Raw genomic sequence first — 24,507 nt, forward strand, 5'->3', positions numbered from 1 at the left:
ACCCACGTCATCCTCCGTGAGGGCGACAAGCTGCTGTTCTCCCAGCGCGGCGGACCGTACGGCTACGGCCGCTGGCACATGCCGTCCGGCAAGCTCGACCGGGGCGAACCCCTGAGCGTCGGGGCCGCGCGGGAGCTGCAGGAGGAAACAGGCGTCACCGTCGATCCGGAACATCTGCGACTGGTGCACATCGTGCACCACAAGCAAAGCGACACCGTGGAACGGATCGGGTTCTTCTTCGAGGCCACCCAGTGGAGCGGGGAGCCCGTCAACAAGGAGCCTGAGAAGTGCCTCGGCCTGGAGTGGTTCAGCGTGCACGAACTGCCCAAGGACATCATCGAGTACCCCAAGGAAGGGCTTCTCGGCTATCTGCAAGAGGCCGGCACTCTGGCAGAGCACGGCTGGAAGTAGCCCCTAAGCGCGACGCGTACCTCGGCCCCGGGCCCCGCGGTAAATACCGGGCCAGAGCAGACAGCACCACCGCAGCTTCCGCCTGCTCCTGGCTGGCCACCGCGCGGGGCTACCCGGCAGTGCGATCAGGGCCGTGGCGCTGCCCAGCTGCGCGCTCTCCGAGCAGCGCCTCAAGCACCCCGTGATCGCCCCGGACCGCACCCCACAGCCGCGGCCTTGCTTCCGAGGAAGGAAACCGGCCTTGACGGAGACCACGAGCAAGCTCCACGACGAGAACGGCGAAGACGGCGATGCCTCCACGACACACCTCATCGAGGAGACCCTGACGTTCGACCACCCAGGCGGGGACAGCCTGGAACTCGCCGACCTGCTGACCGGACGCAGCATGGCCCGCCGTCTCCCCTCTTTGATTCGACGGACCTTCTCCCTGGCATGGGAGGTCGACCCCCGGGCAGTCGCGGTCTTGCTCGCCTGCCAAATCGTCTCCGGAGTGGCGGGGGCACTCGGCCTGTTCGCCACCACCCAGGCGTTCTCCGCGCTCATCGCGACGGCCCAGGACACGAGTCGACTGAGCGGGGCGATCCCGGCCGTGTCCGTTCTTGCCGGGACTACCGGCCTGCGGGCGCTGCTCGGCATCGCGATCCAGGCACTGTCCAACCGGCTGTCGCCACGGATCTGCCGTGAGGCGGAGTTCCGGATGCTGGAGGCAGCCACCAACGCCGAGCAGGCTGCCTACGATCACCCGGGGTTCAACGACCGTTTTGATGCAGCCGAGCGAGGCGTCGACGTCAGCCGCGACATGATCGGCCAGTCCCAGAACTACGTCTCCTCCCTCGCCACCCTCCTCGGGGCAGCCGTGGTGCTGGCCAGCCTGTACCCCCTCCTGCTTCCGCTGCTCGTGCTGGCCGCCGTACCGCAGGCCATCGCCGGCATCCGGGGCGAACGCATCACTTACCTGGCGACGGTCGCCACCCACAAAGACCGTCGCGTGATGTACATGCTCCGCTGGCACCTGATCGCGAAGGACCAGTCCGACCAGGTCCGCACCGACACCCTGGCCCCCTACCTCCTGAAGAAGTACCGGGCGAGCGCGGAGCGTGTGGAGGCCACCAGCAACGCCGCCACCTGGAAGCGAGCCAAGGTCACTCTCGTGGGCGCCACTGCGACCGGGCTCGGGTCGGCGGTCGTATGGGGCGCGGTCCTCCTGCTGCTGGGATCCGGCCGGATCTCCGCCGCAGCAACCGGCACCGCCGTGTTCGCCCTGCGCTCTGCCGCCACCGGGCTGCAAGGACTCGTCGGATACGGCCGGGACCTGCTCCGCACCGGGCTGTACCTCGACGACTGGGAACGGTTCGTCAACGAGGCAGCCGGTCAGCGCCTGGACCGAGGCACCCTCGCACCTAACCGGCCCAAGCACATCGCTCTTCGACAAGTCACCTTCCGCTACCCGGAAGCCACACAGGACACCCTGCACGCCGTCGACTTCGACGTCCGCCAGGGCGAGATCGTGGCCGTGATCGGAGAGAACGGGTCCGGCAAGAGCACCCTGATGAAGCTGCTGTCCGGCCTCAACCTGGCCACCAACGGCACCGTCACCTGGGACGGCGTCAACATCACCGACCTAGACCCGCACGCGATGTGGCGGCAGACCTCGGTGGTCCCGCAGGACTTCGCCCGCTGGCCCATGACCGCACGCGAGAACATCACCCTGGGCCAACCGCGACCGGAGGGGGACCGGGCCGTCCTTCGCGCAGCCGAGGCCAGCGGCGCCGACGACGTCCTCACCACCCTGCGGTCCGGACTGAACACCCTGCTGGCCCGGGAGTGGTGGGGCGGGGTGGCACTCTCCCCAGGGCAATGGCAGCGCATCGCGGTGGCCCGAGCAGCACACCGCGACGCGGGCCTGCTCGTCATGGACGAGCCGACCTCCGACCTCGACCCCAGAGCCGAGCACCGCATCTTCACCGGACTTCGCCACCTGGCCGGCGACCGAGCTGTCGTCCTGGTCACCCACAACCTCGCCAATACCTCCGTCGCCGACCGCGTCGTGGTGATGGACGCAGGTCGTGTCGTGCAGAACGGCACCTTCCACGAGCTGATCAACCAGCCAGGTCTCATGCAGGACCTGTGGCGCCTGCAACAGGACCGCGATGCCTACCGGCCCGAAGGAGGACGCACATGATCCCCTCCTCGCGGGCCTACTGGGAGCCACTGTGGTCAAACGGCCGCCGCTACCGTCAGCTCACCACCGCCGAGACCGCACTGCTGGCCGAGCACCTCGGCCCCGGCAACGGGCGCCCGGCGCTCGACATCGGCAGCGGCGACGGTGCCCTCGCCCGTCACCTCCACCACCAGCTCGGCTACCGCACCACCGGCATCGACTGCGCCCCCAGTGCCGTCGCCCTCGCCGCCGCCCAAGACATCGCCTCTGGCACCAACCCGACCTGGCGATGCGGGGACATCACCAGCGGCAACCTCGACGCCTTGCCGGACCCGGCGTACGCAGCCATCACCTGCCGCCTGGTCTACCGGTGGATGGATGACAAGCCCTTCTTCCTCGACCGCGTGCGCCAGCTGCTCGCACCCGGCGGTTGCTTCTGGGTCGTCACCGAGATCGCAGGCCGACGCAAGAACACTGACCGCCTCAAGGGCCTCGGGATTACCGCCGCCGAAGCCGAGACCCTCACCGCCGACTGGTCAGTCGTTCGAATCGCCGACCTCGACGTACTCCGCTGCTACGCACTGCGCCCCTGAAGCCCGCCAGCAACTACCCACCAATATCGGAGAGCCCAGTGAGTGCATCCCCGGCGAACGAACAGAGCTGGACCATTTACGGCCAGAGGCAACTGGACCACGGCTACACACCGCCTGTTCCGGAACGGATCGACTGGGGGTTTTGGCCCGCTGTCGGCCCCGGCGCCGAGCTCCTCGGCTCCATCGACGGCAAGCGAGTGCTCGACATCGGATCCGGGCCCGGCCACCACGCCGTCCACCTGGCCCGAAAACACGGTGCCCTCGTGGACGGGATCGACCTGTCACCCACCCAGCACCAACGCGCTCTGCAGGCTCACGGCACCGAACCCGGAGTGCACTTCGTATGCGCGGACGTCGTCCAGCACCTGCGCCACACCGATCCCTACGACGCCGCCTACGGCATCCGCACCTTCGGCTGCATCGACCCACACCACCTGCTCCCGGCCCTTCGGGACAGCCTCGTCGAGAACGCACCCCTTGTATTCTCCGCCTTGCACACCGACGCAGAGGGCCGCCAACCCTCCAACACTGTGGCTCCGCGCCAGCAGGTCATCCGGCTCCGGAACGAGGAACCCATCCCCACACAGATGTGGGTGCTCACACCCCAACTGTGGGAGGACCTGCTCACCAATCACGGCTTCACCGTCGAGGCGGTGGACCTATTGCGGGCGCCCGAAGACGACAACCCTGTCGTGATCCAGCTCATCCGAGCCAGACGCCAGCCGCGCAGACAACCGCCCCGCGCCTCCAGCCGACCCCGTACGAACCGGCCACCGGCCCCGCACGCGGCCGTCGGTGTCGGTGCGATCCTCCTCAGCGAGCAGCAAGTGCTTCTGGGGCGCCATCGACACGGCACCCTCGAACTGCCCGGCGGAACCGTCGAGGCCGGGGAGTCCTTCGAAGATGCGGTAATCCGCGAACTCAGCGAGGAGACCGGACTGATTGCCCGCCCTGACGACGTCAGGCTCCTGGGAACGCTCGTCGACCACGTCGGCGGCGTCGTGCGGGTCACGGTGGGCGCCCTGGTGCATGCCTGGCAGGGCCAGCCGACCACGCAGCCGGACGAGAGCGTCGGCGACTGGGCCTGGTACCCCCTGGACCAGCTGCCCGACGGGCTGTTTGTGTGCAGCGCGCAGATCCTCACCGCTTGGCGATCCGACATGCCCATCGACCACGCCCCAGCGCACTTCACGCCCTTCGCCTACGGCACTCCTCACTCCACGCCCCCGGTGGACGGCCTCACGTGACAGACGCCGCAGATTCGAGCCTGTGGCGGCACCGGGATTTCCGCCCCGCACGCGGCCGGTACGCCGCCATGTTCGACACGCAAGCTGCCCAGTACGCCCCCACTGCCAGCATCCGGAACCCCACGTCACCCACCGTCGCGGATCCCGCGTGACCCGCTCAACCGAAAGGCCCGCCGTGACGACACCCCCCACCACCGACCTCGACGAAGCACGCGCCCTGCGCCACCAGCTGGCCGACCATCTCGCCGAGGCGGGTCACATCCGAAGCCCCGGGGTCGACGAGGCCCTGCGTACCGTGCCCCGGCACGCCTTCGCCCCCGAAGTGCCGGTCCAGAAGGCGTACGCCAACGACATCGTCGCCACCCGCCACAGCGACGACGGCGGCATCATCAGCTCCATCTCCGCACCCTGGCTGCAGGCCGACATGCTCGAAGCCGCCCGCATCCAGCCCGGCCACCGCGTCCTGGAGATCGGCTCCGGCGGCTACAACGCCGCCCTCATCGCCGAACTCGTCGGCCCCACTGGCAGCGTCACCACCCTCGACATCGACCCGGCCGTCACCGACCGCGCCACCCGCTTCCTGGCCCAGACCGGATACGACCACGTCCACGTGGTCACCGCGGACGCCGAGCACCTGCCCGCCGGCATCGTGCCGGACGGCGGCTTCGACGCCATCCTGGTCACCGTCGAAACCTGGGACCTGCCCTGGATCGATGCTCTCACCGACGGCGGACGCCTCGTCGCACCGCTTCGCCTGCACGGGTACCACTGGGCGATCGGCTTCACCAAGCGCGACGGAGCCCTGCTCAGCGACGAGCCGCTCATCGTCTGCGGCTTCGTCGCCATGCAGGGCGACGGCGCCTGGAACGCGAACCAGCGCACCGTTCCCGGCACCGGCGTCCACCTGTCCTGGGAAGACCGCACCCCCATGCCGGTCGACCAGCTCGCGCCCGCCCTCACCCGCGAGCCGTCCGTGGCGCACACCCATGTCACCATCGGCGGCCAAGAGCCCTTCGACACCCTCACCCTCTACCTGGCCGGCGCCCTGCCCGGCTTCTGCCGCCTGTCAGTCGACCCCGACGGCGACAACGAGGTCCTGAACCCGCCGCCCAAGCACTGGCCCGCCGCCGCGATCGTCCGCGGTGCCTCCCTCGCGCAGCTGGCCACCGAACGCCTCTCCGGCTGCGACGACGGCAACGACCTGTACGAGTTCGTCGTCCACGGCTACGGCCCCCACGGCCACCTGGCCGCGAAGGAGATGGCCGAGCAGGTCCAGCACTGGCAGCGCAACCACCGCGCCGCCATCTGCCCGCGCATCACCATCCACCCCCTGGACAACAACAGCCCCACGCCCGCGACCGGTGCTCCGCACGTGTTCGTCAAGAAGCACACCCTCGTCGCGATCGACTGGCCGACGATTCCCGGTACCGCGGCCCTGCTTACTGACGACGACGGCCGCTACCTGCTCCACCTTCGCTCGGCAAACAAGCCGATCTGGCGCCCTGGACGCTGGGCCCTTCTCGGTGTTCATTAGGCAAGTGCGTTGTCGGGCAACGAGGTGTCGGCTTGCTTGGAACACGCCTCGGGAGTGGTGAGCTCGCATGTTGAGGTGTCGTGTATTCCAGCTCAGAGCGCCCCGATCGGTCGCTTTGGGTCATGCGGGCGGTGTCCAGGGTCCGGCCCGGAGTGAGTATGTTCGTCCGATGGCGCGTTCGAAGCGCCTCGGGAGGGGAGAGTGCCGGTGGACGTCGTCGCGATTATGGAAGCACTGGCTGAACAGGGCGTAACGGTGCTGTTCAAGGCCGACGCTGAGCGGATGGCAGAGAGGGGCAAGCCTTGGACCTTCGTCGCCAGTGGAGCGCCGTTGCACGAGGACGTCCTTGTGCGAACCGATGCCGCGTCTGTGGAGCAATGCCTCGCAGTGTGCTTGCCCCGCCTGCGTGAGCTGGGCTTTTCGTTCCCTGAGTGAGAGAGCGGGTGTGACCGAACCGCCGCCCTGGATGTCAGTGGCGGCTGCTTACATGAGCCCATGGACACCGTGCACACGACCGCCGCCCTCCTCCCGGACCCCGCCGAGCTCCGCGCGCACCTGCGCGCGCTGGCCGTGCTGGACCAGGCGATCTGCCGCGACCCGCGGTTCTCCCGCTACTCCTTCTCCAGCACCTGGGGGCCTGGGACGGAGGCGGCCCTGATGGACAACGGCTCGGGTGACGACTTCTCCGTCCTCTTCACCCCGGCCGGTGTGCTCGTCCGCGGCTTCGACCACGAGTCGGAGATGAGCCCGTACGGCACGGATGACGAACAGGTCTGGCCCGGTGTCATCGACGAGGTGCCCGCCGCGCTGCGCCCGCTCTTGGACGACCCGGCTTTCGTCGACGAGGGCCTCGGCGCCCCGCGGGTCACCGCCTGCCTGTGGTGGGAGACCGGCGGCAGCGCCTGGCGCACCGGCTCGGGCATCGAGTTCCCCTCGGGCAACCCGGACCCGGACGGCTCCGGACACCTCTTCCGCCTCCTCACCGATCGCTCCCCCGAGGCCGTCCAGGCGCACTTCGAGGAGGACTACGGGCGGCCCGTCCCCCTCGACACCGTCCGCCACGTCCTCGCAGGCCACGCCCTGACCCCTGAAGCCGCCCGCGGCCTCAACCCGGCCGCCCTCTCCGACGAGGCCCTGCTCCGCCGGATCGCCGCCGAGCCCGAAATCGAGGCGTACCTCGCTGGCGACGGCGAGTTCGACCTCACGCGGACCGACCCCATCGAGTCGATCGCCCTGCCGGCCGGTCTCCCGGTGGAGCCCGTGGCCGGCTGCAACGCGGGAGGCACCCACTACCTCTGCGGCCCGGCCGGCTCCGACCGCGTCCGCCCCGTCCTCTACACCGACTCCGAGGGCCAGGCCTCCCTCATCGCGGAGTCCCTCGCCGAGGCCCTGACCCTGGCCATCGTCCTCCCCTCCTGGCACGACGCCCTGGCCGGCTTCCGTCCCCCCGCGCTCAACGCCGACTACCTTGAGGACAACCCGGACCACCCCGAGGTCCGCGACCGCCTCCTCGCCGCCCTCCGCCTCCCCCCGGCCACCGAGCCCGAGGTCCTGGCCCGCCTCCTCACCACGGCCGCCCGCACCGTCCCGGACGGCTTCCTCCCTTCGGTCGAGGGCGAGGAGGACGCGGCCTTCGAACCGATGCTCCGTCTGCCGGCCGAGTAGGACAGCCCCGCCGCGCGCCGCCTTCCGGACCCGACGCACCGCTACGGCGAAGCCACCATGGGCTTGTGGCGGAGGGCGTTGGCCGGGCATACCACCTTGGCTGCGGCGACCCCGCTGTACCGATGTTCCCCGAGGCCGGAACACGTGCCAGCCCTCCCGGGGCGGACCTCATCCGGACCGGTTCCGCCGACGTGCGGCGGGAAGGCGGGTGATGGTCCCTGACTGTTCAAGTTGCTCCCGGGCGTGCGCGAGCTCCAAGTCGAGCTCGGCGACGATCCGGCGCAACGCGGCGCTGACGGCTTGCTCGTTTGCGAGCTTTTTCGTGACGGCAGCCAGCTTCTCTTTCACCTCGCCGTACCGGTCGGCGAGTTCTTGCATGGCGGCCGGGGTGGCGTTCTGAGCTTTGACGCGGGCTTGGAACTCCTCGATGAGGTCTCTGTGGTCGCCGTAGGCGACGTCTCGTCTCAGGTTGGACTCGCGCAGCAGCTCGGTGGCCGTGAGCCTCCCGGTTTCCGAACGCAGTGGGGTGCCGGCAAGGAGACGGTTTGCGGCACTCCGCAACGCTGCCCGCTCGGCTTCCCGGTCTCGAACGCGTCGATTCGTCATGCGATGCCCCTTCCGTCTTCCGTCGCACTGTCGCGGTGGCGCTCGATGATGGTCAGGTGCTGAGCGGCCTGGGCGGCAGCCCGGTCCCGACGCGGCTGGGGCGCCAGTGGGTCCGCGGCGTCTGCTTGCAGCTGGACGAGTTCCTGTTGCAGCTCGGTGATGTCGCGGTCGGTGTACGCGAGATTCGCGCACGTTGATCGGCAGTCGGCTTCATCTGGGGCGTCAGCGCCGGGCAGGCCAAGGGCGAGCTTCGCCTTGCGGCAGGCAGCCGTCGCGGCCCGCCACACACAGGTCATGCCCTGGCCGTGGTAAACAGCTGGGTCGGCTTGTTCGAGGAGCCGCTCGGCGTTGCGTACCCGCGCCACGGCACGTCCGGCGAAGGGAGCGGATTGTGTGACGCGGTCACGGTATTCCTGGGCGGAGGGCCCGCTGACGTGCTCACCGTACTCAAGGCGGCGTGCGTCCTCCTCGATCTGGTCGATGATCAATTCGAGTTTCTCCACAGCGACGTCCTGGAGCCACGCGGGGTCCTCGTTGCCGGCATAGCTGAGCGTTACTTTCGTATCCACGTGTCCGTACTGCAGCGCGGCCGCGATCAGCCCTCGTGGTCTGCGGACGATGAACCGGGCCAGGGTCCGGCGGAAGCGGGTTGCGTAGATGCGGCCGGAGGGGTCGGCCGGGATGGCGTCGGCACCGTCCGCTCGCCGGAAGCCGGAATTGATCCAGGAGATCAGGTCCTGGATGTCGTCGTTCATGGTCGTGCCCTTGCGGGCGTTGGCGCTGGACGGACGCTCGTGGTGGGCGGAGACGAGGCTGGACGGGAAGAGCAGGGGGAGCTCGTGCAGGCTCTCGGCAAGTGCGATGGCCGCGTGAACGACGTCCACCACGACCCACGGTCTCAGGGGCTCCGTGAGGTCCGGGCTGTCCGGTGCACGGTCGAAGCCCTTGCCGCGGTAGCCGTTGACCTGCAGTTCACCTGTCTCCTCATCGTGGGTGCGGCATCCGCGGCGCAGGTTGAGTACCTCTCCTGGGCGCATGCCGGAGAGGTAGCAGATGGCTGTGAACAGGGCAGCACTGAGCAGCCGCACCATGGTCGGGAGTTCGCTGACATCGATCGGGGTCGATCGCCAGGGTGTGCCGTTGACATGGCCGGTGATCTTTCCGACGCCCACCGCGGGACTGATCGGCAGACCGCTGAGGGCGAAGAGCCGCCTCTGCCCCGGGGTGAGGCGGCTGCGCTGGTCCTTCCGGATGCCGACGAGCCGAAGGACGTGGTTGCCGGCCAGCTCCAGGCCGTGCTCACCCACCTGACCTGGTAGGGCGATGTTGTTCTCCCTGCAGTGTTCGATGTGGGCGAGGAACCGCTGCTGCGTTGGTCCGGTGTACTTCGTCTGTGAGGGATGCTCGCCGGCTTCGAGCTGCTGGTACTCGCGCCAGGCGTCCCGGATGTCGGGGCCGATCTGTTCGATCATCACCAGCACCCAGGCCAACAGCGCCTCCATGGTCGCGTCCGAGATGCGCGGGGTCTTATTCACCGACCGCTTCCTCACCACCGCGCCGACGACTTCGTTGGCAGTTTGGCCGGGCCAGGGGAAGTCACAGCCGAGACGGCCTTCAGCGGGGAGGTGGTCGCGGAAGAGCCACAGGATGCGCACCGCGCCGATCAGGTCAGCTTTCCGGCCGTCAGTGCGGTCGAGGTCGAGGACGTACGTCCGGAAGGTGTCGAGGTCCTGGTTCCGGACGTCGGAGAGGGTCTTGAAGCCCTGGTCGGCCAGCCATCGTGCGATCACCCGCATGTCGATGATCCAGTAGGGGAACGTTCCGATGCTCGCCTGCTCACCGGGACTCTGTCGGCCGTTTGGCTCGACGGGGACAGGATGGTCGAGGGCGGCCAGGAAGAAGGCGCGAAAGTGGCGGCGCAGGGCCTGGGGGAAGGTGGGCCACCACACGGCCGGGATGGCGGCATGGGCGTCTCGGTGGGCCGGCTGGATGTGCCAGACCTCGTCGGCGTAGCGCGACATGCGTGAGGCGGGAGTGCCGATACGAACCGGCCGGTTTCGCAAGATGATCACGTCTTCGGCCGGCCAAGCGATGTCCTCGCCTGTGGGATCGGGCCGTGCTGTGGCGACGCGCTGGGGATCGATCATCGCAGGTCGAGCCTTCCTGCAAGGAGGTCTGCGACCAGGCGTTCTTGATGCGGGGGAAGGGGGCCGCGGGCGTCCGTCTGCTCGGCGGGCGTGTAGTGGTCGATGATGTCCCGCAGCTGGTGGACCGTTGTCTCGTACCTGACGCGCCAGAGGTGGGGATCGAGGTTGGGCCGCAGTGCCAGCAGCCGGTCGTGGACCGCGACCTGGACCGGGAGGTGATGCGGCAGCGCACGGGCGTTCTTGCAGTTCAGACAGACGAGGAACGACGCGGTGCAGGGCTGCCCTGGCGGAGAGTGCGGGCCGTCGTGGTGGTCGGTGCATGCGGTCACTACGGTGTCTTGCTCCCCTGTGAGCATGCGCTTGAGTACCTCCGCCTCCAGTCCCGCCTCGGCCGCAGCCCCAGTCGGGTCCGCTGCGGCCCTTTCCAGGAACGTCGGGGTGAACACGGGGACCTCTGCCGCCGCTCGTGCCTTCGCGATCTGCTCACGAAGCGCCTGCCCGACCAGGACGCGACCCTGGGACTGGACGGTCGAACTGCGCCGGAGGTAGTGATCGCGCAAGGTGCGAGCCGTGTGCGCCACCGGCCGGCGCTGGAGTTCGAGTGCGGTCTGGCGGATGCGACGTACGTCTATCGCCGGCTTGTCGGACTCGCTGTCCTTCGACGGCGAGAAGCCGTGGGACAGGGCCCAGTTCCTGGAATGCGGGCTGGTGCTCCACTGCCCTTGCCGTGACCGAACGGGCGGCGAATAGGACAGGAACGCGGCGGACTCACCGCTGAGCTGCCGTGCCACCTGGGTAAGTTCCAGCAGCAGTTCATACAGCCGCAGAGGAGAGCGGAACAACTTCGAGTCCCCGTTCTGCTCTCCGAAGACTTCGCGGAGCGAGGACGGCAGGTCCTCCAGAGCCATGACCATGTGCTCGTGTTCCGGTCCGCGCCGCGGCTTCGACTCCTCGATCAGGGCGACGGCCAGGGCGCCGAATCCGCCATCGGGCCGCGTGTGGGCAGCGGGCCACTTCTTGACCGTGCCGAAGTTCTCCGCAGTGAGGGCGCACATGAGCAGCGCAAATGCCGTCGACTCGTTCCCGGTAAGGCACAGCATCCGGCTGATCCCCTTGAAGCCGCCCAAGCGCAGGACCTCCCACGTGTGGTCTCCCCTCCCGGAAGCCGACCGGCGCCGCGGAAGGTCCCCTGTCCTGGCGAACAGGTCCAGCAGCCTTCCCAGGTCCTCCTCCCGGCTTCCTGCCTCCAGGTCGCCGGGCCGGAAGGCGGCCAGGAGACGCAGGCCCTCGCGGATCCGGTCACGACAAGTGCGGATGTCGTGGCGCAGAGCAGTCATGATCTGCTGCCACTCACCATCGCTGTAGGCGAAGATCCTTCCATCAGGTGTCCCGGTCGGAAGCCTGGTGCGCAGCAGTTCTCGACGCGCGTCCGCGGTCAGCTCGTCACGGGGCTGCATCATGCGGCGCAGCGCCTGAATGTACTGCCGCAAAGCCGTCGGCACTTCCTCGTAGCGCTTTCGGAATGCCTGGAAGTGCGCCGCCGTAAGTTCACCTGGTCGGGAAGGGACAGGATCGGCCTTGGCCAGTACCGTCGCGAAGTGTTTGAGGACGTCGAAGTACCCCTGCGCGGTGCTGGTGCGCTTACTGCCTCCGCGGGGACCGCAGCGGCTCGCGAGCAGCTGTGCCATCCACTGCTGCATCTCGGTAGGGACCGGAAAACCAGAGAGGTCGAAAACCCGGCTCAGACCGCTCTGTTCCTCGTAGAAGACCACCTTCGTCCCGCCTCCCTCAGCAGGAAGTCGTTCGGGGGCCTGCCAGTCTGGTCCGGGCTGGGATGCGCGGCGTCCCCCTCTGCCGCCCCCGCTCATCGAGAACCTCCGCGGCCGCCGCCGCCGGCGGCGGCCGCTGCCGCAACGGGAGCGATGGTGGAGCCGCCATGGCGGGCGAAGACACGCACCAGCGCGTCGACACCGGCCTGCTCGTCGTCGTCGAGCAACGCCATCAGATAGGACAGCTGCAAACCGGTGAAGGGCTCCAGGTAGTGCTCTCGGGAGGTGTCCGGGTGCTTGTGCCCCAGCAGAATCGACATCTGGAGCCAGATATCTCCGAGCTGGTCGCGGAAGTCCTCGATCTCCTCCGCAGAGAAGCCGTCGAGACGACGCTCTTCCACCAACGACAGGATGCAGAACCACTTCAGGGCGAAGCTGTGCCGGCACATGTGGGGCGTAGCCCACAGCGGGCACGCGCCGCGGACTCGATCCCGCGCCTCTCTGCTGAGACTGCCGGACGGGTCCGCCGCCCGGACCCACTCCTCCGCGATGCGCTTGTTCGCCGCGTCGAAGGTGTCCTCCCAGCTGTAGACCTTCTTCGGTAGCCCGCTCACCGACAGCCACAGCCACAACGGTTCCAGCCCCTGGGGAGTACGGCGGTAGAGAAGCCGACGCTCATCCGGAGCAAGCACGTCCAGCGCAAGTGTCGCGGGCCCGCTTTCACCCTCGACGTGCAGTTCCCGGGTCCGCGGGTTGTGGCCCGTGACGATCCGTACGCCGCGCAGCCGCTCGTACCGGCCCGCACGCTGGGCACGGCGGATCGCCTCCGCCCTCGACCCTTCCAGAGGATCCGCGTACCCCTCCACCTGCTGCAGCACCCGCCGCGGAATCCAGTACGTCCGCCCTTCCTCGGCCCCCTTGACGCACTTCTCCGCCAGCCACGCCTCCCCCATCCGTTCGCCGCCCGGCGAGGGAAGCTCCACGTTCAGGACGCTGGCCCACTCACGGATGCGCAGCCCGGTTCCGTACAGACCGTCGACGAAGGCGCAGTCCCGGTCTTCGTTGAAGCCTCGCCAGCCTGGCTTACGCACCCCGTCAAACCCGTAGCCGCGCAGTCCGATGTTCCGCCACTGCTCCAAGGCCGACCGCAGCAGCCACTTCACCTGACGCCGGGTCGATCCAGCAGGCCGCAGGGGATCGCGCCGTCGGCGCGCGTAGCCATGCCCAGATGCAGCGTCGCTTTCATCCACGAAGCCGGCGTGCACGGTCGGGACGGGGTTGAAGATCCCGTAGCGCTTGCTCGCCCACGAGTAGAAGGAGTTGAGGCCGGCTCGATCGGTGTCGAAGGACGTCGACCTGATCCGCTCTTCGTTTCGCAGGTCGGTGAGTCGCCAGTCCTTGAACGCCTCAACGTCCCGCACCGCCGCGTCGTCCCACGAGCGGCCGATGGCGTCCAGGAAGTCGAGCCACACGACCAACGTGTACGCGTACCGCCTCCAGGTCCCGGACTCGGAGACCGCCATCTTCCCCTCCCTGAAGAAGAGGTTGATCCGGTGGTCCGGCCGGCCAGACGGCGAGAGGATCACGGGAGTGCCATGCCGTGCGCCGTTGCGAGCGGCTCTCTCGTGCAGACTCCCGAACCTCAGGACATCAGGATCGTCGCCGAGCTGATCCGGGACGGTGAAGTCGTAGAAGTCGACGCTCCAGTGCTCCAGAACATCCATGAGTCTCCCCAACACGGTTGCAACCGACAACGTGGAGGAGCCTAAAGAATCGGTGGACACACCGAGAAGGGCGAGACCTGCGACGAAGCCATCATCCGGGAACTCGACGAGGAGATCGGACTCGTCATCCCGGACCTGACCGGATTCGCCACGCTGGACACTCTGAATGCGAGCGGGGCCTTCAAGGGCCGCGTGCGCGTCTACCGCGGCACGCTGAACACCCCCGCGCACGAGATCGATCTGCGCGAGGGCATCCAGCTTCGCTGGACCCGTATCGAGGAAATCGACGAGATGACCATGGACCCCGGCGCCGCCGCGGTCCTGCACGCCCACCACAACGCGGAGCAGCCCGGTGTGCGCCAGGGCGCAACGCTTCCTGTGGTGGAAGTCCGCGAGCCGCGCGATCACCGCAGCCGCAGCATCGTCGGCGCCCACCTCGTGCTCATCCGTGACGGGGCCGTTCTTCTGGGCAAGCGCCACCCGGACAGTGCCTTCGCCCCCTCGACCTGGCACCTTCCCGCCGGCCACCGCGAAGACATGGAATCCGCCGTCACCTGCATGGTCCGGGAAGCGGAGGAAGAGACCGGACTCCGCATCCCGCAAAGCGACTTGTCACTCGTCCACGTCCTCGACCTGCTCGACCCCGGGAGCACGATCCCGCGCATGGGGCTGTTCTTCGCTCCCTCCCGCTGGGAGGGCGAGCCTGTCGTACGTGAACCGGAGTGCTGCACCGAGTGGTGCTGGTGGCCGCTGGATGCGCTGCCCGAGCCCATCGTCGAGTACACGCGCGTCGCCTTGGAGGCCATCTTCAACGGCACCTTCTACGTCCCCTTGGGCTGGTCCTGACGGGGTCTACATCCGGCCTGCACCGCGGCCCTGTCGCAGCAGGGCGGTGAAGCAGAGGACAGCCTGATCCGGGAGGTACCGGGTGACGGTGGGGTGTCAGGTCTCCCGGTGCCCGCTCAAAACAGTTCTAGGTCCTCGCCGCTGGTGTCCGCGATGACTGGCCGGATCTGGGCAGGGAGGCCGTCCAGGCGGTCAGGACCGGCCGCGGCGGCCACGGCAGGGGCCGTCTCGGCCAACCAGGCACGAAACCGCTCGGCGGCATCGCGGTAGGTGACTCGCGCCAGGACACGGTGCTCGCCGGAGGGGCACAAGTCGACGGCGACAGTGAGCAGGCAGGAACGGGGTGCGTTCTGACTGCCCGTCCAGGACACCCGCAGGACACCGCAGGGCTTGCGCCCGCGGGGGGCACGGTGGGTCGGGCGCAGCGATCGGCAGGCTATGTGGGCGGTCCATGCGGCGAGGTGCGGCAGGGGCAGGGTGGTGCGTGCGCGGCAGCCGGGGCAGCGGTGCCAGTGGCGGAGCCAGTCGTCGGTGTCGGTGTGGAAGAGGCGTGTGTAGCGGTTCGCCACGCGGATGTCGTTGCTGTACAGGTGGTCGGGGCGTTCCTGTGTGTTGCAGGACTGGCAGACGGGGGCGCGGACGTAGCCGTGTTCGTGGCAGTGGTCGAGGACGGTGGCGGGCGCAGTGCGGCAGACGGCGCACGCCCACCCAGCCACCCTGCGGGAGGTACCGGGCTTCCTGCTGAGCACCGAGTACAGCTGGCCTTCCAGCTCTTTGTTGTACGGGCGCAGTGAGGCGGTGGGGCCCTTGGGGCTCGTCTTCTGCCGATCGCTGGCGTCTCGGGCCTGCCGAGGGTGGGAGGGCGGCTCGGTGACGGCTGCGCTTGCCTGGTGGGTCCGCGCGGCTTGCACCCACTGCGTTTCGGCGTGCTCGGCCGCGTCCAGCAGCCTGACCACTGCGCGCGGCAGCCACCACGTGCGCTGCGTCCCGTCGCGGATCTGCTCCACGAGTATCTGTCGCCAGTCGATCCCCGCCAGATGGTATGACCGGCCGACTTCACGTCGTGCTGCCCGCTCGGGGCCGCCCAGCTCCTGCAGTTCCCCCGTGATGCGCTGGCGCCAACGCAGCGGCGTTTCCTCGTTGCACTCCTGCCTCGGCGCCCCACGAAACGGACCGACGCGGACCAGGTCCTGCCGATCCATCCCAACCGCGTTCAGTTCCGCGGCCGCCCGGCGCACCTCAACCTCCGGAACACTCCACTGACCGTTGCTCGCCCTCACCGTCGCCACCACATGGCCGCCGAGCAGGACGTACCTCACCTGGGCACGGGCAGGAGAGCAGGTGAATGCCCCAGAAGCCGTCGGCACAGCACTGTCGGCCGTCAAATCGACCCACAGAGCGTCCGCGGCAACCAGGGTGATCAGGCCGTCCGTGCGACCAGGCATGACACGCTCTGACATACCGACAGGCTAACGGCCTGCAACGCCGCAACGGGTCCCAAGCGCCTCGGTCAGCCGGGCCGCCGTCCGCAACTCCATATTCTTGAGCATCTGGATTCTTGAGCATCTGGTTCGTCAGCACCTCCCGTGCCCGTGGCCTCACCACCAGAACGCCAAGAACTGGGCAAGTCGCCCTCGCACATCAGCAGTCCCCGAGCTCAGACGAATTGAGCAACAGAGTCGCTGGGGCCCATGCTCGTGGATTTTTGGGGCCGTGTGCACCTCGGGCAGGGAGGCTACGAGCTGGGATCGAACATCAGCGACCATGCTCAGGATGTTGGCTGGTGCCGCCATGGCGTCACTTGACCCTGTGCTGGTCGGCTGCCCCAGCCTGGATCTGCTGCAGGACCTGGGCGCGCGAGGTGATCCGCTTCGTTGATGAAGACGCCCCGGCCGACCACCCGGACTGGAGCCGGGCGGCGGCCAACCGGACTTCGACCGCGCCGCTCTGGTGAGGGTCGACTGGCCGTTCTCCTTCACCCGCCGGCCTTGAGTCACTCAAGTTGCTTCGGGACGAAGCGGTCCTGGGCTGTCCAAGGTCAGCCGATGTCGGCAGACAACGCCAGAAGCCCACGACGTCTGAGCTGGTCAGAGCCGTGGGCTTCTCTTGCTGTGCAGGTCAGCGGGAGCGTAGATCAGTAGGCGGGCTCACGCGGTTCGCTCACCGCCAGGAGGTGGCCGCGGCTAGTTGCGACGCGGAGGATGTCCCGCAGAGCCCCGGCCAGCTCCTTGGCCAGGTGCCGCATCTCGTCAAGGGCCGCATCCTGGTCGTCGAGGGTTTCAGAGGCCTGTTGCAGCAGCTCGGCCGCCGTTCCGAGTTGGACCGCTTCGATGTTGTCCGCCAGGCGGGACATGTAGCCGCCCCGGTCGTCGGTGCTCAGGTAGCAGGGCTTGCCTTCTGGACCCGACCATGGGAGGAGCCGCAGTTCGTTCGGCGCTGTCATCCTTGGGTCTGCCTCTCGTCGGTCACGTGGTGGGTGGTGAAGACGGCGTCTACGCGATCTCCCGGAAATGCCAGGAGCGTGGCTTCGACGACTCGACCAGTGGAGTCAGTGGCGATGCGGGTGATGGAGAGGACGACCGACGCTTGGCCGATCCGGAGGGCCGATGCTTCGTCCAGCGTCGGAGGACGAGCGCGCACTGTCTCTCGGAGAGCGGCCGGCGGCGGGCCCAAGACGGCGAATCTTGTGACTGCCTCGCGGCACGGGAAGTCGTCATCGAGCACTCCGGCCGGGACCAGGTCGCGCGGTATGTAGATGCGAGCCAGACCGTGCGGAGACTCCCCTTCGTGGCTGATGCAGGTGGTCTCCACGATGGGGCTGCCCGTGGGCACCTTCAACAGGTTCGTGAGTTGCGCTTGGGCCGGAACGGTGGTGCTGCGGACGGTGACGCGTAATGCCGGCTCGGCGGCGGTCCACGGGTCCAAAGTGCCCCAGCCACCGACGTACAAGATCTTGCGGTGAGGGCGACGGACGAAGTTGCCTTTGCCGTGGATTTTCTCGACGAGGCCTTCACTCTGGAGTACGGCGAGGGCTCTCCGCAGGGTCACCGCGCTGACCTCGTACCGGTCGGCAAGGTCTGCTTCGGACGGAAGGCGTTCGCTGGGCTGAATACCGCCCTTGGCGATCTGCTGCCGGAGGTCGTCGGCGATGTCGTGGTGGCGTGAGCGCATGGAGCCAGTCACCGCCTTCTCAGCATTCGCACGGCGACGAGCCGGGTTCGCGCGTGCATGGTCAGCAGTTCGCCCGACTCGAAGACCAATTGCTTCGCTCCCTGGGGAAGCTGGAAGAGGTCCCCCACCCGGCAGGCGTGGCCGCCAAGTTGGATCACGTCGCCGCGTTGGACGGTGGCAGCGGTGATCTCGATGCTGGAGACCAGCGCGCCGCCGGGGCCCCAGGCGCTCACCGCGTCACCTCCGTGGGCATGGACGGGCCGGCAGACGAGTGGCACGGGCAGTCACACGCTTCGCAGATCATCGGGAGGTCGGCTGGTACCGAGGCCGGGGAGGACTCCGTGCAGGAGGAGTGTGTGCCGATCCTGCAAGCGGTCGAGCGGTAGGGGACGGCCGAGGTATCCGGGATGTGCAGCTGTCGACGGGGCGGCATCAGCGGCCCCCCGTGAGGGACGGCCAGGCACCCGACGGCAGATGAGGAGCGGTGATCACCGAGCGTGTCCGAACACGTCTTTCTGATGCCATCACGTACGGGCGGACGAGTGCGACATCCTCCCCCATGAGCGGGTTTCGGTGAGTTGCCGCACCGGCGACTGCCCGGCCCAGGAAAACAGTCGACACGCCAACGGATTCATGGAAGGCAGAAGGAGACGCCGGAGGGCAGGAGGGCGTTAACGCACGGCGGTGCCTGCCTCTTGAGGAGTACCGCGCCCTGGTGAGGGTGAAGGCGCGGCGGATACGGTTGAGCACGCTGTTCAGCTCCTATCGCTGATAGCTCGGTCCCCCGACATCGCCCGTCGTGGGGACCGCTTTGCGTACGACCGCCCATAAGGTGCGGCCGTTCATGCTGGTGGCGAGGAGCCCGAATCGATCGGCCTCAGCCACCGCGTCCAGGACCTCCCGCCATGACTCGGCGGAGAGCGCATCGGGTACCTCCGCTTCCACCGACGTGTGCCGGGTGCGTTCCTCCGTTCGCGTGGGCAGCCCGAGGGCGGACAGCCGGGCAGCGATGGCCGCCGCGCTAACTCCCGAAGCGGGCACAGGGCAGCCTCCGTCACCGGCGATCACTTTCAGTGAAGCTAGTTAACTAGCTTAGAGCTAGTGGACTAGATTTTCCATATGCCTGAGCAGCCGCCCTATCTCCGCATCGCCGACGAACTCCGGCGGCGGATCGTGGAGCACGTGTGGGAGCCGGGAGACCGCCTGCCCTCCCGCGCCCAGATCGGCCAGGAGTGCGGCGTGGGCGAGAACGTGGTCCGCCGGGCGCAGGAGCTGCTGATCTCCCAAGGTGTGCTGGAGGGCCGCGCCGGGTCGGGCACCTACGTCGCCGAGCCCAGACAGCGGGTGCGGGTGGTGCGGTCGTCGGCGCGCGAGCAGCCGACCGGGTCGCCCTTCCGGGCCGACATGAAGGCCGTGGGCAGGCAAGGGGATTGGGAGAGCCGGACGGACGCCAAGGTGTCGGCCCCCGCAGACATCGCGACGCGACTCGGGATCGCCGAGGGCGATTTGTGCGTGCGGACGACGTACGAATTCCTGGCGGATGGCAGGCCAGTGCAGTTGTCGACGAGTTGGGAGCCGTACGACCTCACCGCCGGCACTCTCGTCGTCCTCCCCGAGGGAGGGCCGCATGCGGGAGCGGGCGTCGTGAACCGTATGGCCGCGATCGGCATCACGGTCAGCCATGCCGTGGAGCAGCCGGAACCGAGGCAGGCGACTGCCGACGAGGCGTCGCTGCTCGGCGTCCAGAAGGCTGCGCTTGTCACGCACATCCGGCGGACGTACTACAGCGACGATGGTCGGCCCGTGGAGACGGCGGACATCGTGGTGCCCGCGGCTCACTGCGAGATCGTCTACGAGATCCCGATCAACCGATAGCCCCGCTTAGGGTTCGTCATATGGCCGACGACGCCCCGTCCTGTCCCGAGTGCAGCCTGCCCCTGAAGTCGGGCGGTCTCGTGCTGTCCAGGCGAGACGACGACGGCCGGAGGACCTGCCGGTGTCTGTGGTGGTGCGCTGATCGGCACACCTGATGGCGGTGGGCGGACCGGCCGGACGAACCGTTGGAGGTCTGCCCAGTTCCGGAGCTGTTTCGGTGACATCCAACGCTGACATCAACGGGGCCGGACGGCGGCATACAACAGCACCCCGGGACGGCCGTCGGACCAGCCGACGACGACCCCAGGGGCAAGCCCGGATCGAACTCCTAAAGCGGGTGTCGCAGGTTCGAATCCTGCCGAGGACACAGCGCTAAGGGCCAGTTCAGAGGCTTGATCCTCTCGAACTGGCCCTTTCGCATAATGACGCCCGCGCCATGCACGTGCCACTACGTCCCGGCGTCTCCCTGCCGCTTGCGGATCATCGCCCCCAGCCGGTCAGCGATCGCGCGGTCCCGGTCAGCCGTCATGTGCTGACAGATCAGCGCGGCGCGGGCGGTGCTGTGCCCCATGCGCGTCATCAGCTCACGCGTGCTCGCCGTGGCAGCGACGAGGTTGTCCCCGTGTGCCGGGGTGTGGTGGCAATCGCAGGCCGGCGGGTGCGCGGTCGTTCGTACAGTGACGCGCTCCACCTTGACGCCCTGAACCACGACCGCTCCAGGATGTATGGGCCGAAGACGGACGGGATGGGAGCTGAGGTGGATGGTGGGTTGATGGAGCAGGCAAGGGGTGCTACGCCTGCTCCAGTTCATGAAAACGGGCGGAGGGGGTCAGCGATGGAAGAGCGGGCGTGGGCCACAGCGGGCAAGAAGGACAGCCCCAACCGAAAGTCGCCGGGCCGGGCACGGCTCACGGGCGTGGCGCTGATCGTGCTGTCTCTGATGTGGGCGGTGCTGAGCTACCTGGCGTTCACGGTGTGGGTGCCAGGCCAACAGGAGCGCTACGAGCACTACCGGGCAGCGGAGCCATGCCCCGCGCAGGCGACCCCACAGGAGGTGGCGGCGAAGGACTGCCTCACCACCTGGCACTTCACCGTCACGAAGGCCGAGTCCACGTTCACAGGAAAGGTCACGGTCTACGAGGCGACCCTCAAGGACAAGGGCGACGACTCCTGGCAGAGGGTCGTGCGGTTCAGCGACTCCGGGCCGCTCTTCGACAAGCTGCATCGGGGCGACGAGGTCACTGCGACCGGCTGGCTCCGCGATATCGTCGTCCTCAGCAAGGACGGCGTCCGCCAGAACACCTCCGACGCACCCCGCGACGAGCACCAGGTGAACGCCGCCCTAGGTGTCCTCGTCGCACTCCTCGCGGCCCAGTCGCTGGTATTCGGCGCGGTCCGCCTGGCCAGGCCGACCGCCTACGCGCCCTTCGTCTGGGAGCCGTACGGCAGGTGGCTGGCCTTCACCAACATCTGCGTTGGCGTGGGCGTGGGGGCCGCGGCGGCGTGGCTCGGCATCCCGTGGTGGGCCGTGCTCGTGACCGTGCCGCTTGTGGTGTGCGCAGTGATGGTGCGACTCCTGCGCCGGCAGCGGCTCGCGGCGGCGTCCTCGGCGAAGGTGCGGCGGCCGAGGTGGCACCAGGACTCGCGAGTGAGTTCGCGATAGTTCAGAAGTTCCCCCGTGCCACAACCGCGCCAGATCGGACGGGGACTCACGGGGAACCGCGGTTGCTGGCGGTGGCCGAAGCCAGTAGCCGTCGAAGTCGGCATCCCACAGGTCAGACCCCGACTCGCCCCACCTCGCTCCTAAAGCAGGTGCCGCAGGTTCGAATCCTGCCGGGAGCACCAGGGAAAAGAGCAGCTACGGATCTCCGTAGGTGCTCTTTGACATCCAGGCCTGACATCAACGGCGGCGGTCACTGACGACCGGGGCGCCTCCTGAGCAGCCGGTCCATGTGGCTCATGGCCTCCCGCTGCGTGTCCTGCACGACGTGCGTATAGACATCCATGGTGATGCCGGTCTGGGAGTGCCCATGGATCTCCATCACGACTCGGGGGGACTCCGGCGGCCGTGAGAAGGGTCGCGGTGCCATGCCGGGCGTCATGCAACCGGATCACGCGAAGGCCGGCGGACTCGGCGACGCGGGTGAAGGAGCGGTAGACATTCCGCGGCTCGACCTGGCGGCCGGTCCGGGTGGTGAAGACGTGGCCGTTCTCGTCCCAGGACTCCCCCGCACGCTGCTTCGCGGCTGCCTGGCGCATCCGATGCCAGCGCAGCGGCGGTATGCACATCGCCGGGAGCGGCAGGGCACGACGACGGCGGCGGTTCTTGGTCTCGTCGTCGTAAAGGACTCCGCGCCGCCGCTGGGTCTGCTGCCGGACGTAGATCACGCGGTTGTCCAGGTCGGCATCGGTCCAGCGGAGACCGACGATCTCGCCCCGGCGCAGGCCCATGGCGATGGCGAGCACAAAGGCCGCGTACAGCGGGTCCTTACGGGCGGCGGCAAGGAAGTCCAAGGTCTCGTCGAATGTCCAGGGACTCAGCTCTACGCGGTACGACTCCTGGACGCCCTGGACGAGGATGGCCCTCACGTACGGAGCCACAACGGCAGACGACTAATCACGGCGCAGTGATCGTAGAGCCTTGCCGACGGATGACCCACGACGAGGCGATCCCACTCGTCCAACACCTCCAGGACCTCGATACGGCCGACGAGGCCGAGGTGCCGCGATCTTGAAGACCCTGGAGCACGGACTGATACGCCCCCACATCAGCGATTTCGTCTATTGGAAACCCGAGTTGAACGCCGAGAAGGTCATTGATCGCGCCCTGGCGTACAAGCCCATCGCCCTCTGATCCCCTGGCAAATCTCAAAAGACGACTCAGCGGGCTCCGTCCGTCCGCTGGATTACCACCCGAACTCTGCGGGTCCGACGACTCGTGCGTCGACTTGTGCTGCCAACCAGGCGGCCCGCTCGTCGTCCCCAGGTCGCGCATGGATGAAAACGGTGTGCTCGGCCGCCCAGTGTTCGCAATAGATGTCGTGGCTGTTGCACGCGATCTGCAACTCGGCGTACTTGTACTCCTCGCCCAACCCGAGCTCCGACACAGACGGCCACTTCAGGTTGTGCCAGAGGACATAACAACTAGTCATGCCAGCCCAGATATCCAGGGCCTCGCGCGCCTGCGCGAATGTACTAACGCCCAGGCTCAGGCTCACAGGTAGGCCAGCACCGCCCTCCCCGTACGACCTGGCCCTCACGCCCGGTAGGGCCTCTGTCAGACGCCGCAGATCATCATCAGTGCGCGCCCAAGCATCCAAGTAGCAGGCGCTCGGCTCGTGCCAGGAAGCGACGGACAGCAACCTGTCGGCGAGGCTCAATGCCTCAGCCAGGTCCGTGGTCCGCAACACGGGCCAGGCACATGTGTTCCCCATATCCGCATCCTGCCAGAGCAAACGTTCTCCCAGATGTACGCAGCAACGTAGAGGTGGGCTGCGTGAGTAGAAACCTTCTCTACCTCATCAAGGCACCCGCCTGCGCTCGCTTTGCCGGGCGCGCTTCCCGGCTCTGGCTGCGCCCGCGCTCCTGCCTTCGGCCCGCGGCGCCGTTCGCGAGTGCCGGCCGGATCGTGGTGAGCGTCGTGGGCTTCCATTCCGACCACCTTCGCCCTAGGCAGAGCCGAGCAGTCGCGGCCCAGGGCGTCAAGGGCGTTCGTACAGGGGCGCGCTCCGCCTTGACGCCCTGAACCACGCCCGCTCGACGGTGTGTGGGTCGAAGGCGGACGGGATGGGGGGCTGGGGTGAGTGGTGGGGACGCCGAGCACCCGCGATGCATGGGTGGGTAGCGTCTCTGATCAGCTAGGCGATCCCATGCGAACCGTAAGGTCTGACACGGGTTCTGCCCACCTGGGCGGGGAGGCATGAGCGTGGAGATGGAATCCCGCGCCCAGTGCTGCTCCGCGTGGCCGATGTCGGCGGGTGGTGGGTGTGCTGATCGTGGTCACGCCCTGGTGCCGGTGGGCTGCGCGGGGCAGCCGGGTCCGGCCCGTTGGTGCGTGTCCCTCCGGACGCTGGCCGGCCGGGCCGGTGGGCCTGGCTGGGGAGGGAACCTCACGTCGCCTGGGCGTGAGGCGGTTGGTTCGTGGCCGGGTGGGGCCGGTCTTCGACCGGTCCGACCGGCGGGTCTTCTCCGTGGCCGTGATGACGGCCTTGTCCTCCATCGTGTCCACCACGGCACGGATCACCGTCTGCCCGGTGGAGCGGTCCACGATGGTCTTGGTCTGGTGGGCCAGGCCGCGTGCGGCGATCCGCCGCCACGCGCCCTGGTCACGGTCGCCCTGCCACCCGCACTCGGGGTTGGGACAGATGGCCCACTTCCAGCCGGACACGGCAGGTCGGTCGGGGGCCTTGCGGTGCCGCAGCGGTGTGAGGCAGTGCGGGCAGTGCTTGGAAGTGTTGCGCGGCGGCACGGTCACGACCGCGATGCCGACTTCGGCGGCGAGGTGCCGCATGCGTTCGGCGATCTGCCCACGCACGGTCTGAGACATGCGCGTGTTCTGGGTGCGGCCCATGCCGCCTGTTTCCATCGACCGCAGGTCTTCCAGGTAGATGACCGTGGCCCCGGCCGCGACAGCTTGGTCCACCGCCCAGCGGGCAGCGGCCCAGGCCAGGGCATCGTTGAGGTTCGAGCGGCGCTGCGAGACGCGCCGGATCTCCTGCGCCAGCACGGCGTTCTTGCCGTCCAGGGCGGGATCGGCGA

Annotated in this window: 24 protein-coding genes and 2 pseudogenes; 12 read left to right on the forward strand and 14 right to left on the reverse strand. The window is 68.2% G+C overall.

Going from position 1 to position 24,507, the window contains the following annotated elements:
* The first annotated feature begins 33 nt into the window (after window positions 1–33).
* The 7 genes from ACFU8W_RS39255 to ACFU8W_RS39285 all read left to right on the forward strand — a co-directional run bounded on the left by ACFU8W_RS39255 (window position 34) and on the right by ACFU8W_RS39285 (window position 7,611).
* Window positions 34–411, forward strand: a complete 378-nt coding sequence (locus ACFU8W_RS39255; protein ID WP_384048306.1) for an NUDIX domain-containing protein — start codon at window positions 34–36, stop codon at window positions 409–411.
* A 241-nt stretch (window positions 412–652) separates the two neighbouring features.
* On the forward strand, window positions 653–2,593 hold the full coding sequence (locus ACFU8W_RS39260; protein WP_384048233.1) for an ABC transporter ATP-binding protein: 1,941 nt from the start codon (window positions 653–655) through the stop codon (window positions 2,591–2,593).
* Entirely contained in the window at window positions 2,590–3,165 is a 576-nt protein-coding gene (locus ACFU8W_RS39265) for a class I SAM-dependent methyltransferase (RefSeq protein WP_384048237.1), read from the forward strand. The genes ACFU8W_RS39260 and ACFU8W_RS39265 overlap by 4 nt, the downstream gene beginning before the upstream one ends.
* Window positions 3,166–3,203: 38 nt before the next feature.
* Window positions 3,204–4,412: an NUDIX domain-containing protein gene (locus ACFU8W_RS39270; protein WP_384048240.1), complete on the forward strand. Its 1,209-nt coding sequence runs from the start codon at window positions 3,204–3,206 to the stop codon at window positions 4,410–4,412.
* A gap of 175 nt (window positions 4,413–4,587) precedes the next feature.
* Complete coding sequence (gene fxlM / locus ACFU8W_RS39275; protein ID WP_384048242.1) at window positions 4,588–5,946, forward strand: methyltransferase, FxLD system; 1,359 nt, start codon at window positions 4,588–4,590, stop codon at window positions 5,944–5,946.
* Window positions 5,947–6,153: 207 nt separating this feature from the next.
* Window positions 6,154–6,381, forward strand: a complete 228-nt coding sequence (locus ACFU8W_RS39280) for a hypothetical protein (RefSeq protein WP_384048245.1) — start codon at window positions 6,154–6,156, stop codon at window positions 6,379–6,381.
* 60 nt (window positions 6,382–6,441) lie between these two features.
* Complete coding sequence (locus ACFU8W_RS39285) at window positions 6,442–7,611, forward strand: hypothetical protein (protein WP_384048248.1); 1,170 nt, start codon at window positions 6,442–6,444, stop codon at window positions 7,609–7,611.
* A 168-nt stretch (window positions 7,612–7,779) separates the two neighbouring features.
* Here ACFU8W_RS39285 and ACFU8W_RS39290 read toward each other — a convergent pair whose 3' ends face one another.
* From ACFU8W_RS39290 to ACFU8W_RS39305, 4 genes are all read right to left on the reverse strand, one after another.
* Window positions 7,780–8,217, reverse strand: coding sequence for a hypothetical protein (locus ACFU8W_RS39290; RefSeq protein ID WP_247470271.1), 438 nt, complete (start codon window positions 8,215–8,217; stop codon window positions 7,780–7,782).
* Complete coding sequence (locus ACFU8W_RS39295) at window positions 8,214–10,238, reverse strand: integrase (RefSeq protein ID WP_384048252.1); 2,025 nt, start codon at window positions 10,236–10,238, stop codon at window positions 8,214–8,216. Before ACFU8W_RS39295 ends, ACFU8W_RS39290 begins: the two co-directional genes overlap by 4 nt.
* A gap of 122 nt (window positions 10,239–10,360) precedes the next feature.
* Entirely contained in the window at window positions 10,361–12,052 is a 1,692-nt protein-coding gene (locus ACFU8W_RS39300) for a hypothetical protein (RefSeq protein WP_384048257.1), read from the reverse strand.
* Between the two features lie 176 nt (window positions 12,053–12,228).
* Window positions 12,229–13,857: an integrase gene (locus tag ACFU8W_RS39305; protein ID WP_384048309.1), complete on the reverse strand. Its 1,629-nt coding sequence runs from the start codon at window positions 13,855–13,857 to the stop codon at window positions 12,229–12,231.
* A gap of 93 nt (window positions 13,858–13,950) precedes the next feature.
* Between ACFU8W_RS39305 and ACFU8W_RS39310 the strand changes: the two genes are divergently transcribed.
* Window positions 13,951–14,703 carry an NUDIX domain-containing protein gene (locus ACFU8W_RS39310; RefSeq protein WP_384048312.1) on the forward strand — a complete coding sequence of 251 codons (753 nt, stop codon included), beginning with the start codon at window positions 13,951–13,953 and terminating at the stop codon, window positions 14,701–14,703.
* Between the two features lie 116 nt (window positions 14,704–14,819).
* Here the strand turns inward: ACFU8W_RS39310 and ACFU8W_RS39315 are convergent, their stop codons facing one another.
* From ACFU8W_RS39315 to ACFU8W_RS39335, 5 genes are all read right to left on the reverse strand, one after another.
* On the reverse strand, window positions 14,820–16,163 hold the full coding sequence (locus ACFU8W_RS39315; protein ID WP_384048260.1) for an endonuclease domain-containing protein: 1,344 nt from the start codon (window positions 16,161–16,163) through the stop codon (window positions 14,820–14,822).
* Between the two features lie 674 nt (window positions 16,164–16,837).
* On the reverse strand, window positions 16,838–17,146 hold the full coding sequence (locus ACFU8W_RS39320) for a hypothetical protein (protein WP_384048263.1): 309 nt from the start codon (window positions 17,144–17,146) through the stop codon (window positions 16,838–16,840).
* Window positions 17,143–17,874 carry a GntR family transcriptional regulator gene (locus ACFU8W_RS39325; protein WP_384048266.1) on the reverse strand — a complete coding sequence of 244 codons (732 nt, stop codon included), beginning with the start codon at window positions 17,872–17,874 and terminating at the stop codon, window positions 17,143–17,145. Before ACFU8W_RS39325 ends, ACFU8W_RS39320 begins: the two co-directional genes overlap by 4 nt.
* Before the next feature lie 8 nt (window positions 17,875–17,882).
* Window positions 17,883–18,107 (reverse strand): hypothetical protein, encoded by a 225-nt coding sequence (locus tag ACFU8W_RS39330; protein ID WP_384048269.1) that lies wholly within the window; start codon window positions 18,105–18,107, stop codon window positions 17,883–17,885.
* Between the two features lie 529 nt (window positions 18,108–18,636).
* Complete coding sequence (locus ACFU8W_RS39335; protein ID WP_345517002.1) at window positions 18,637–18,915, reverse strand: hypothetical protein; 279 nt, start codon at window positions 18,913–18,915, stop codon at window positions 18,637–18,639.
* A gap of 78 nt (window positions 18,916–18,993) precedes the next feature.
* Here ACFU8W_RS39335 and ACFU8W_RS39340 point away from each other — a divergent pair, with 78 nt between their 5' ends.
* On the forward strand, window positions 18,994–19,749 hold the full coding sequence (locus ACFU8W_RS39340) for a GntR family transcriptional regulator (protein ID WP_345517001.1): 756 nt from the start codon (window positions 18,994–18,996) through the stop codon (window positions 19,747–19,749).
* Between the two features lie 448 nt (window positions 19,750–20,197).
* Here the strand turns inward: ACFU8W_RS39340 and ACFU8W_RS39345 are convergent, their stop codons facing one another.
* Window positions 20,198–20,458, reverse strand: a complete 261-nt coding sequence (locus tag ACFU8W_RS39345; RefSeq protein ID WP_384048273.1) for a hypothetical protein — start codon at window positions 20,456–20,458, stop codon at window positions 20,198–20,200.
* Between the two features lie 126 nt (window positions 20,459–20,584).
* On the opposite strand from ACFU8W_RS39345, the gene ACFU8W_RS39350 reads away from it, so the two are divergent.
* Window positions 20,585–21,412, forward strand: a complete 828-nt coding sequence (locus tag ACFU8W_RS39350) for a hypothetical protein (RefSeq protein WP_384048276.1) — start codon at window positions 20,585–20,587, stop codon at window positions 21,410–21,412.
* A gap of 250 nt (window positions 21,413–21,662) precedes the next feature.
* On the opposite strand, the gene ACFU8W_RS39355 is transcribed toward ACFU8W_RS39350, so the two are convergent.
* Both ACFU8W_RS39355 and ACFU8W_RS39360 read right to left on the reverse strand, forming a co-directional pair.
* Window positions 21,663–21,839 (reverse strand): hypothetical protein, encoded by a 177-nt coding sequence (locus tag ACFU8W_RS39355; protein ID WP_384048279.1) that lies wholly within the window; start codon window positions 21,837–21,839, stop codon window positions 21,663–21,665.
* Window positions 21,840–21,858: 19 nt separating this feature from the next.
* A pseudogene (locus tag ACFU8W_RS39360) lies at window positions 21,859–22,215 on the reverse strand (tyrosine-type recombinase/integrase); the annotation flags it as partial.
* 72 nt (window positions 22,216–22,287) lie between these two features.
* On the opposite strand from ACFU8W_RS39360, the pseudogene ACFU8W_RS39365 reads away from it, so the two are divergent.
* Together ACFU8W_RS39365 and ACFU8W_RS39370 are read left to right on the forward strand one after the other, a co-directional pair.
* A pseudogene (locus tag ACFU8W_RS39365) lies at window positions 22,288–22,380 on the forward strand (NUDIX hydrolase); the annotation flags it as partial.
* A 100-nt stretch (window positions 22,381–22,480) separates the two neighbouring features.
* Window positions 22,481–22,603: a hypothetical protein gene (locus tag ACFU8W_RS39370; RefSeq protein ID WP_384048282.1), complete on the forward strand. Its 123-nt coding sequence runs from the start codon at window positions 22,481–22,483 to the stop codon at window positions 22,601–22,603.
* Between the two features lie 52 nt (window positions 22,604–22,655).
* Here the strand turns inward: ACFU8W_RS39370 and ACFU8W_RS39375 are convergent, their stop codons facing one another.
* Complete coding sequence (locus ACFU8W_RS39375) at window positions 22,656–22,901, reverse strand: hypothetical protein (protein ID WP_384048285.1); 246 nt, start codon at window positions 22,899–22,901, stop codon at window positions 22,656–22,658.
* Window positions 22,902–23,602: 701 nt separating this feature from the next.
* Window positions 23,603–24,507 (reverse strand): zinc ribbon domain-containing protein (locus ACFU8W_RS39380; protein WP_384048288.1); only part of this gene is annotated, 905 nt, incomplete at its 5' end.

The sequence above is a fragment of the Streptomyces sp. NPDC057565 genome, assembly GCF_042801455.1.
In the GTDB taxonomy this organism is placed as follows: Bacteria; Actinomycetota; Actinomycetes; order Streptomycetales; family Streptomycetaceae; genus Streptomyces; species Streptomyces yanii.

Bases quoted from the DNA above. Each gene is read 5' to 3' on its own strand.
- ACFU8W_RS39355 (WP_384048279.1), bottom strand. From the start codon at position 21,839: ATGGCACCGCGACCCTTCTCACGGCCGCCGGAGTCCCCCCGAGTCGTG.
- ACFU8W_RS39375 (WP_384048285.1), bottom strand. From the start codon at position 22,901: ATGACTAGTTGTTATGTCCTCTGGCACAACCTGAAGTGGCCGTCTGTG.
- ACFU8W_RS39265 (WP_384048237.1), top strand. From the start codon at position 2,590: ATGATCCCCTCCTCGCGGGCCTACTGGGAGCCACTGTGGTCAAACGGC.
- ACFU8W_RS39340 (WP_345517001.1), top strand. From the start codon at position 18,994: ATGCCTGAGCAGCCGCCCTATCTCCGCATCGCCGACGAACTCCGGCGG.
- ACFU8W_RS39350 (WP_384048276.1), top strand. From the start codon at position 20,585: ATGGAAGAGCGGGCGTGGGCCACAGCGGGCAAGAAGGACAGCCCCAAC.
- ACFU8W_RS39325 (WP_384048266.1), bottom strand. From the start codon at position 17,874: ATGCGCTCACGCCACCACGACATCGCCGACGACCTCCGGCAGCAGATC.
- ACFU8W_RS39285 (WP_384048248.1), top strand. From the start codon at position 6,442: ATGGACACCGTGCACACGACCGCCGCCCTCCTCCCGGACCCCGCCGAG.
- ACFU8W_RS39305 (WP_384048309.1), bottom strand. From the start codon at position 13,857: ATGGATGTTCTGGAGCACTGGAGCGTCGACTTCTACGACTTCACCGTC.
- ACFU8W_RS39315 (WP_384048260.1), bottom strand. From the start codon at position 16,163: ATGTCAGAGCGTGTCATGCCTGGTCGCACGGACGGCCTGATCACCCTG.
- ACFU8W_RS39320 (WP_384048263.1), bottom strand. From the start codon at position 17,146: ATGACAGCGCCGAACGAACTGCGGCTCCTCCCATGGTCGGGTCCAGAA.
- ACFU8W_RS39290 (WP_247470271.1), bottom strand. From the start codon at position 8,217: ATGACGAATCGACGCGTTCGAGACCGGGAAGCCGAGCGGGCAGCGTTG.
- ACFU8W_RS39295 (WP_384048252.1), bottom strand. From the start codon at position 10,238: ATGTCGCGCTACGCCGACGAGGTCTGGCACATCCAGCCGGCCCACCGA.
- ACFU8W_RS39300 (WP_384048257.1), bottom strand. From the start codon at position 12,052: ATGGCACAGCTGCTCGCGAGCCGCTGCGGTCCCCGCGGAGGCAGTAAG.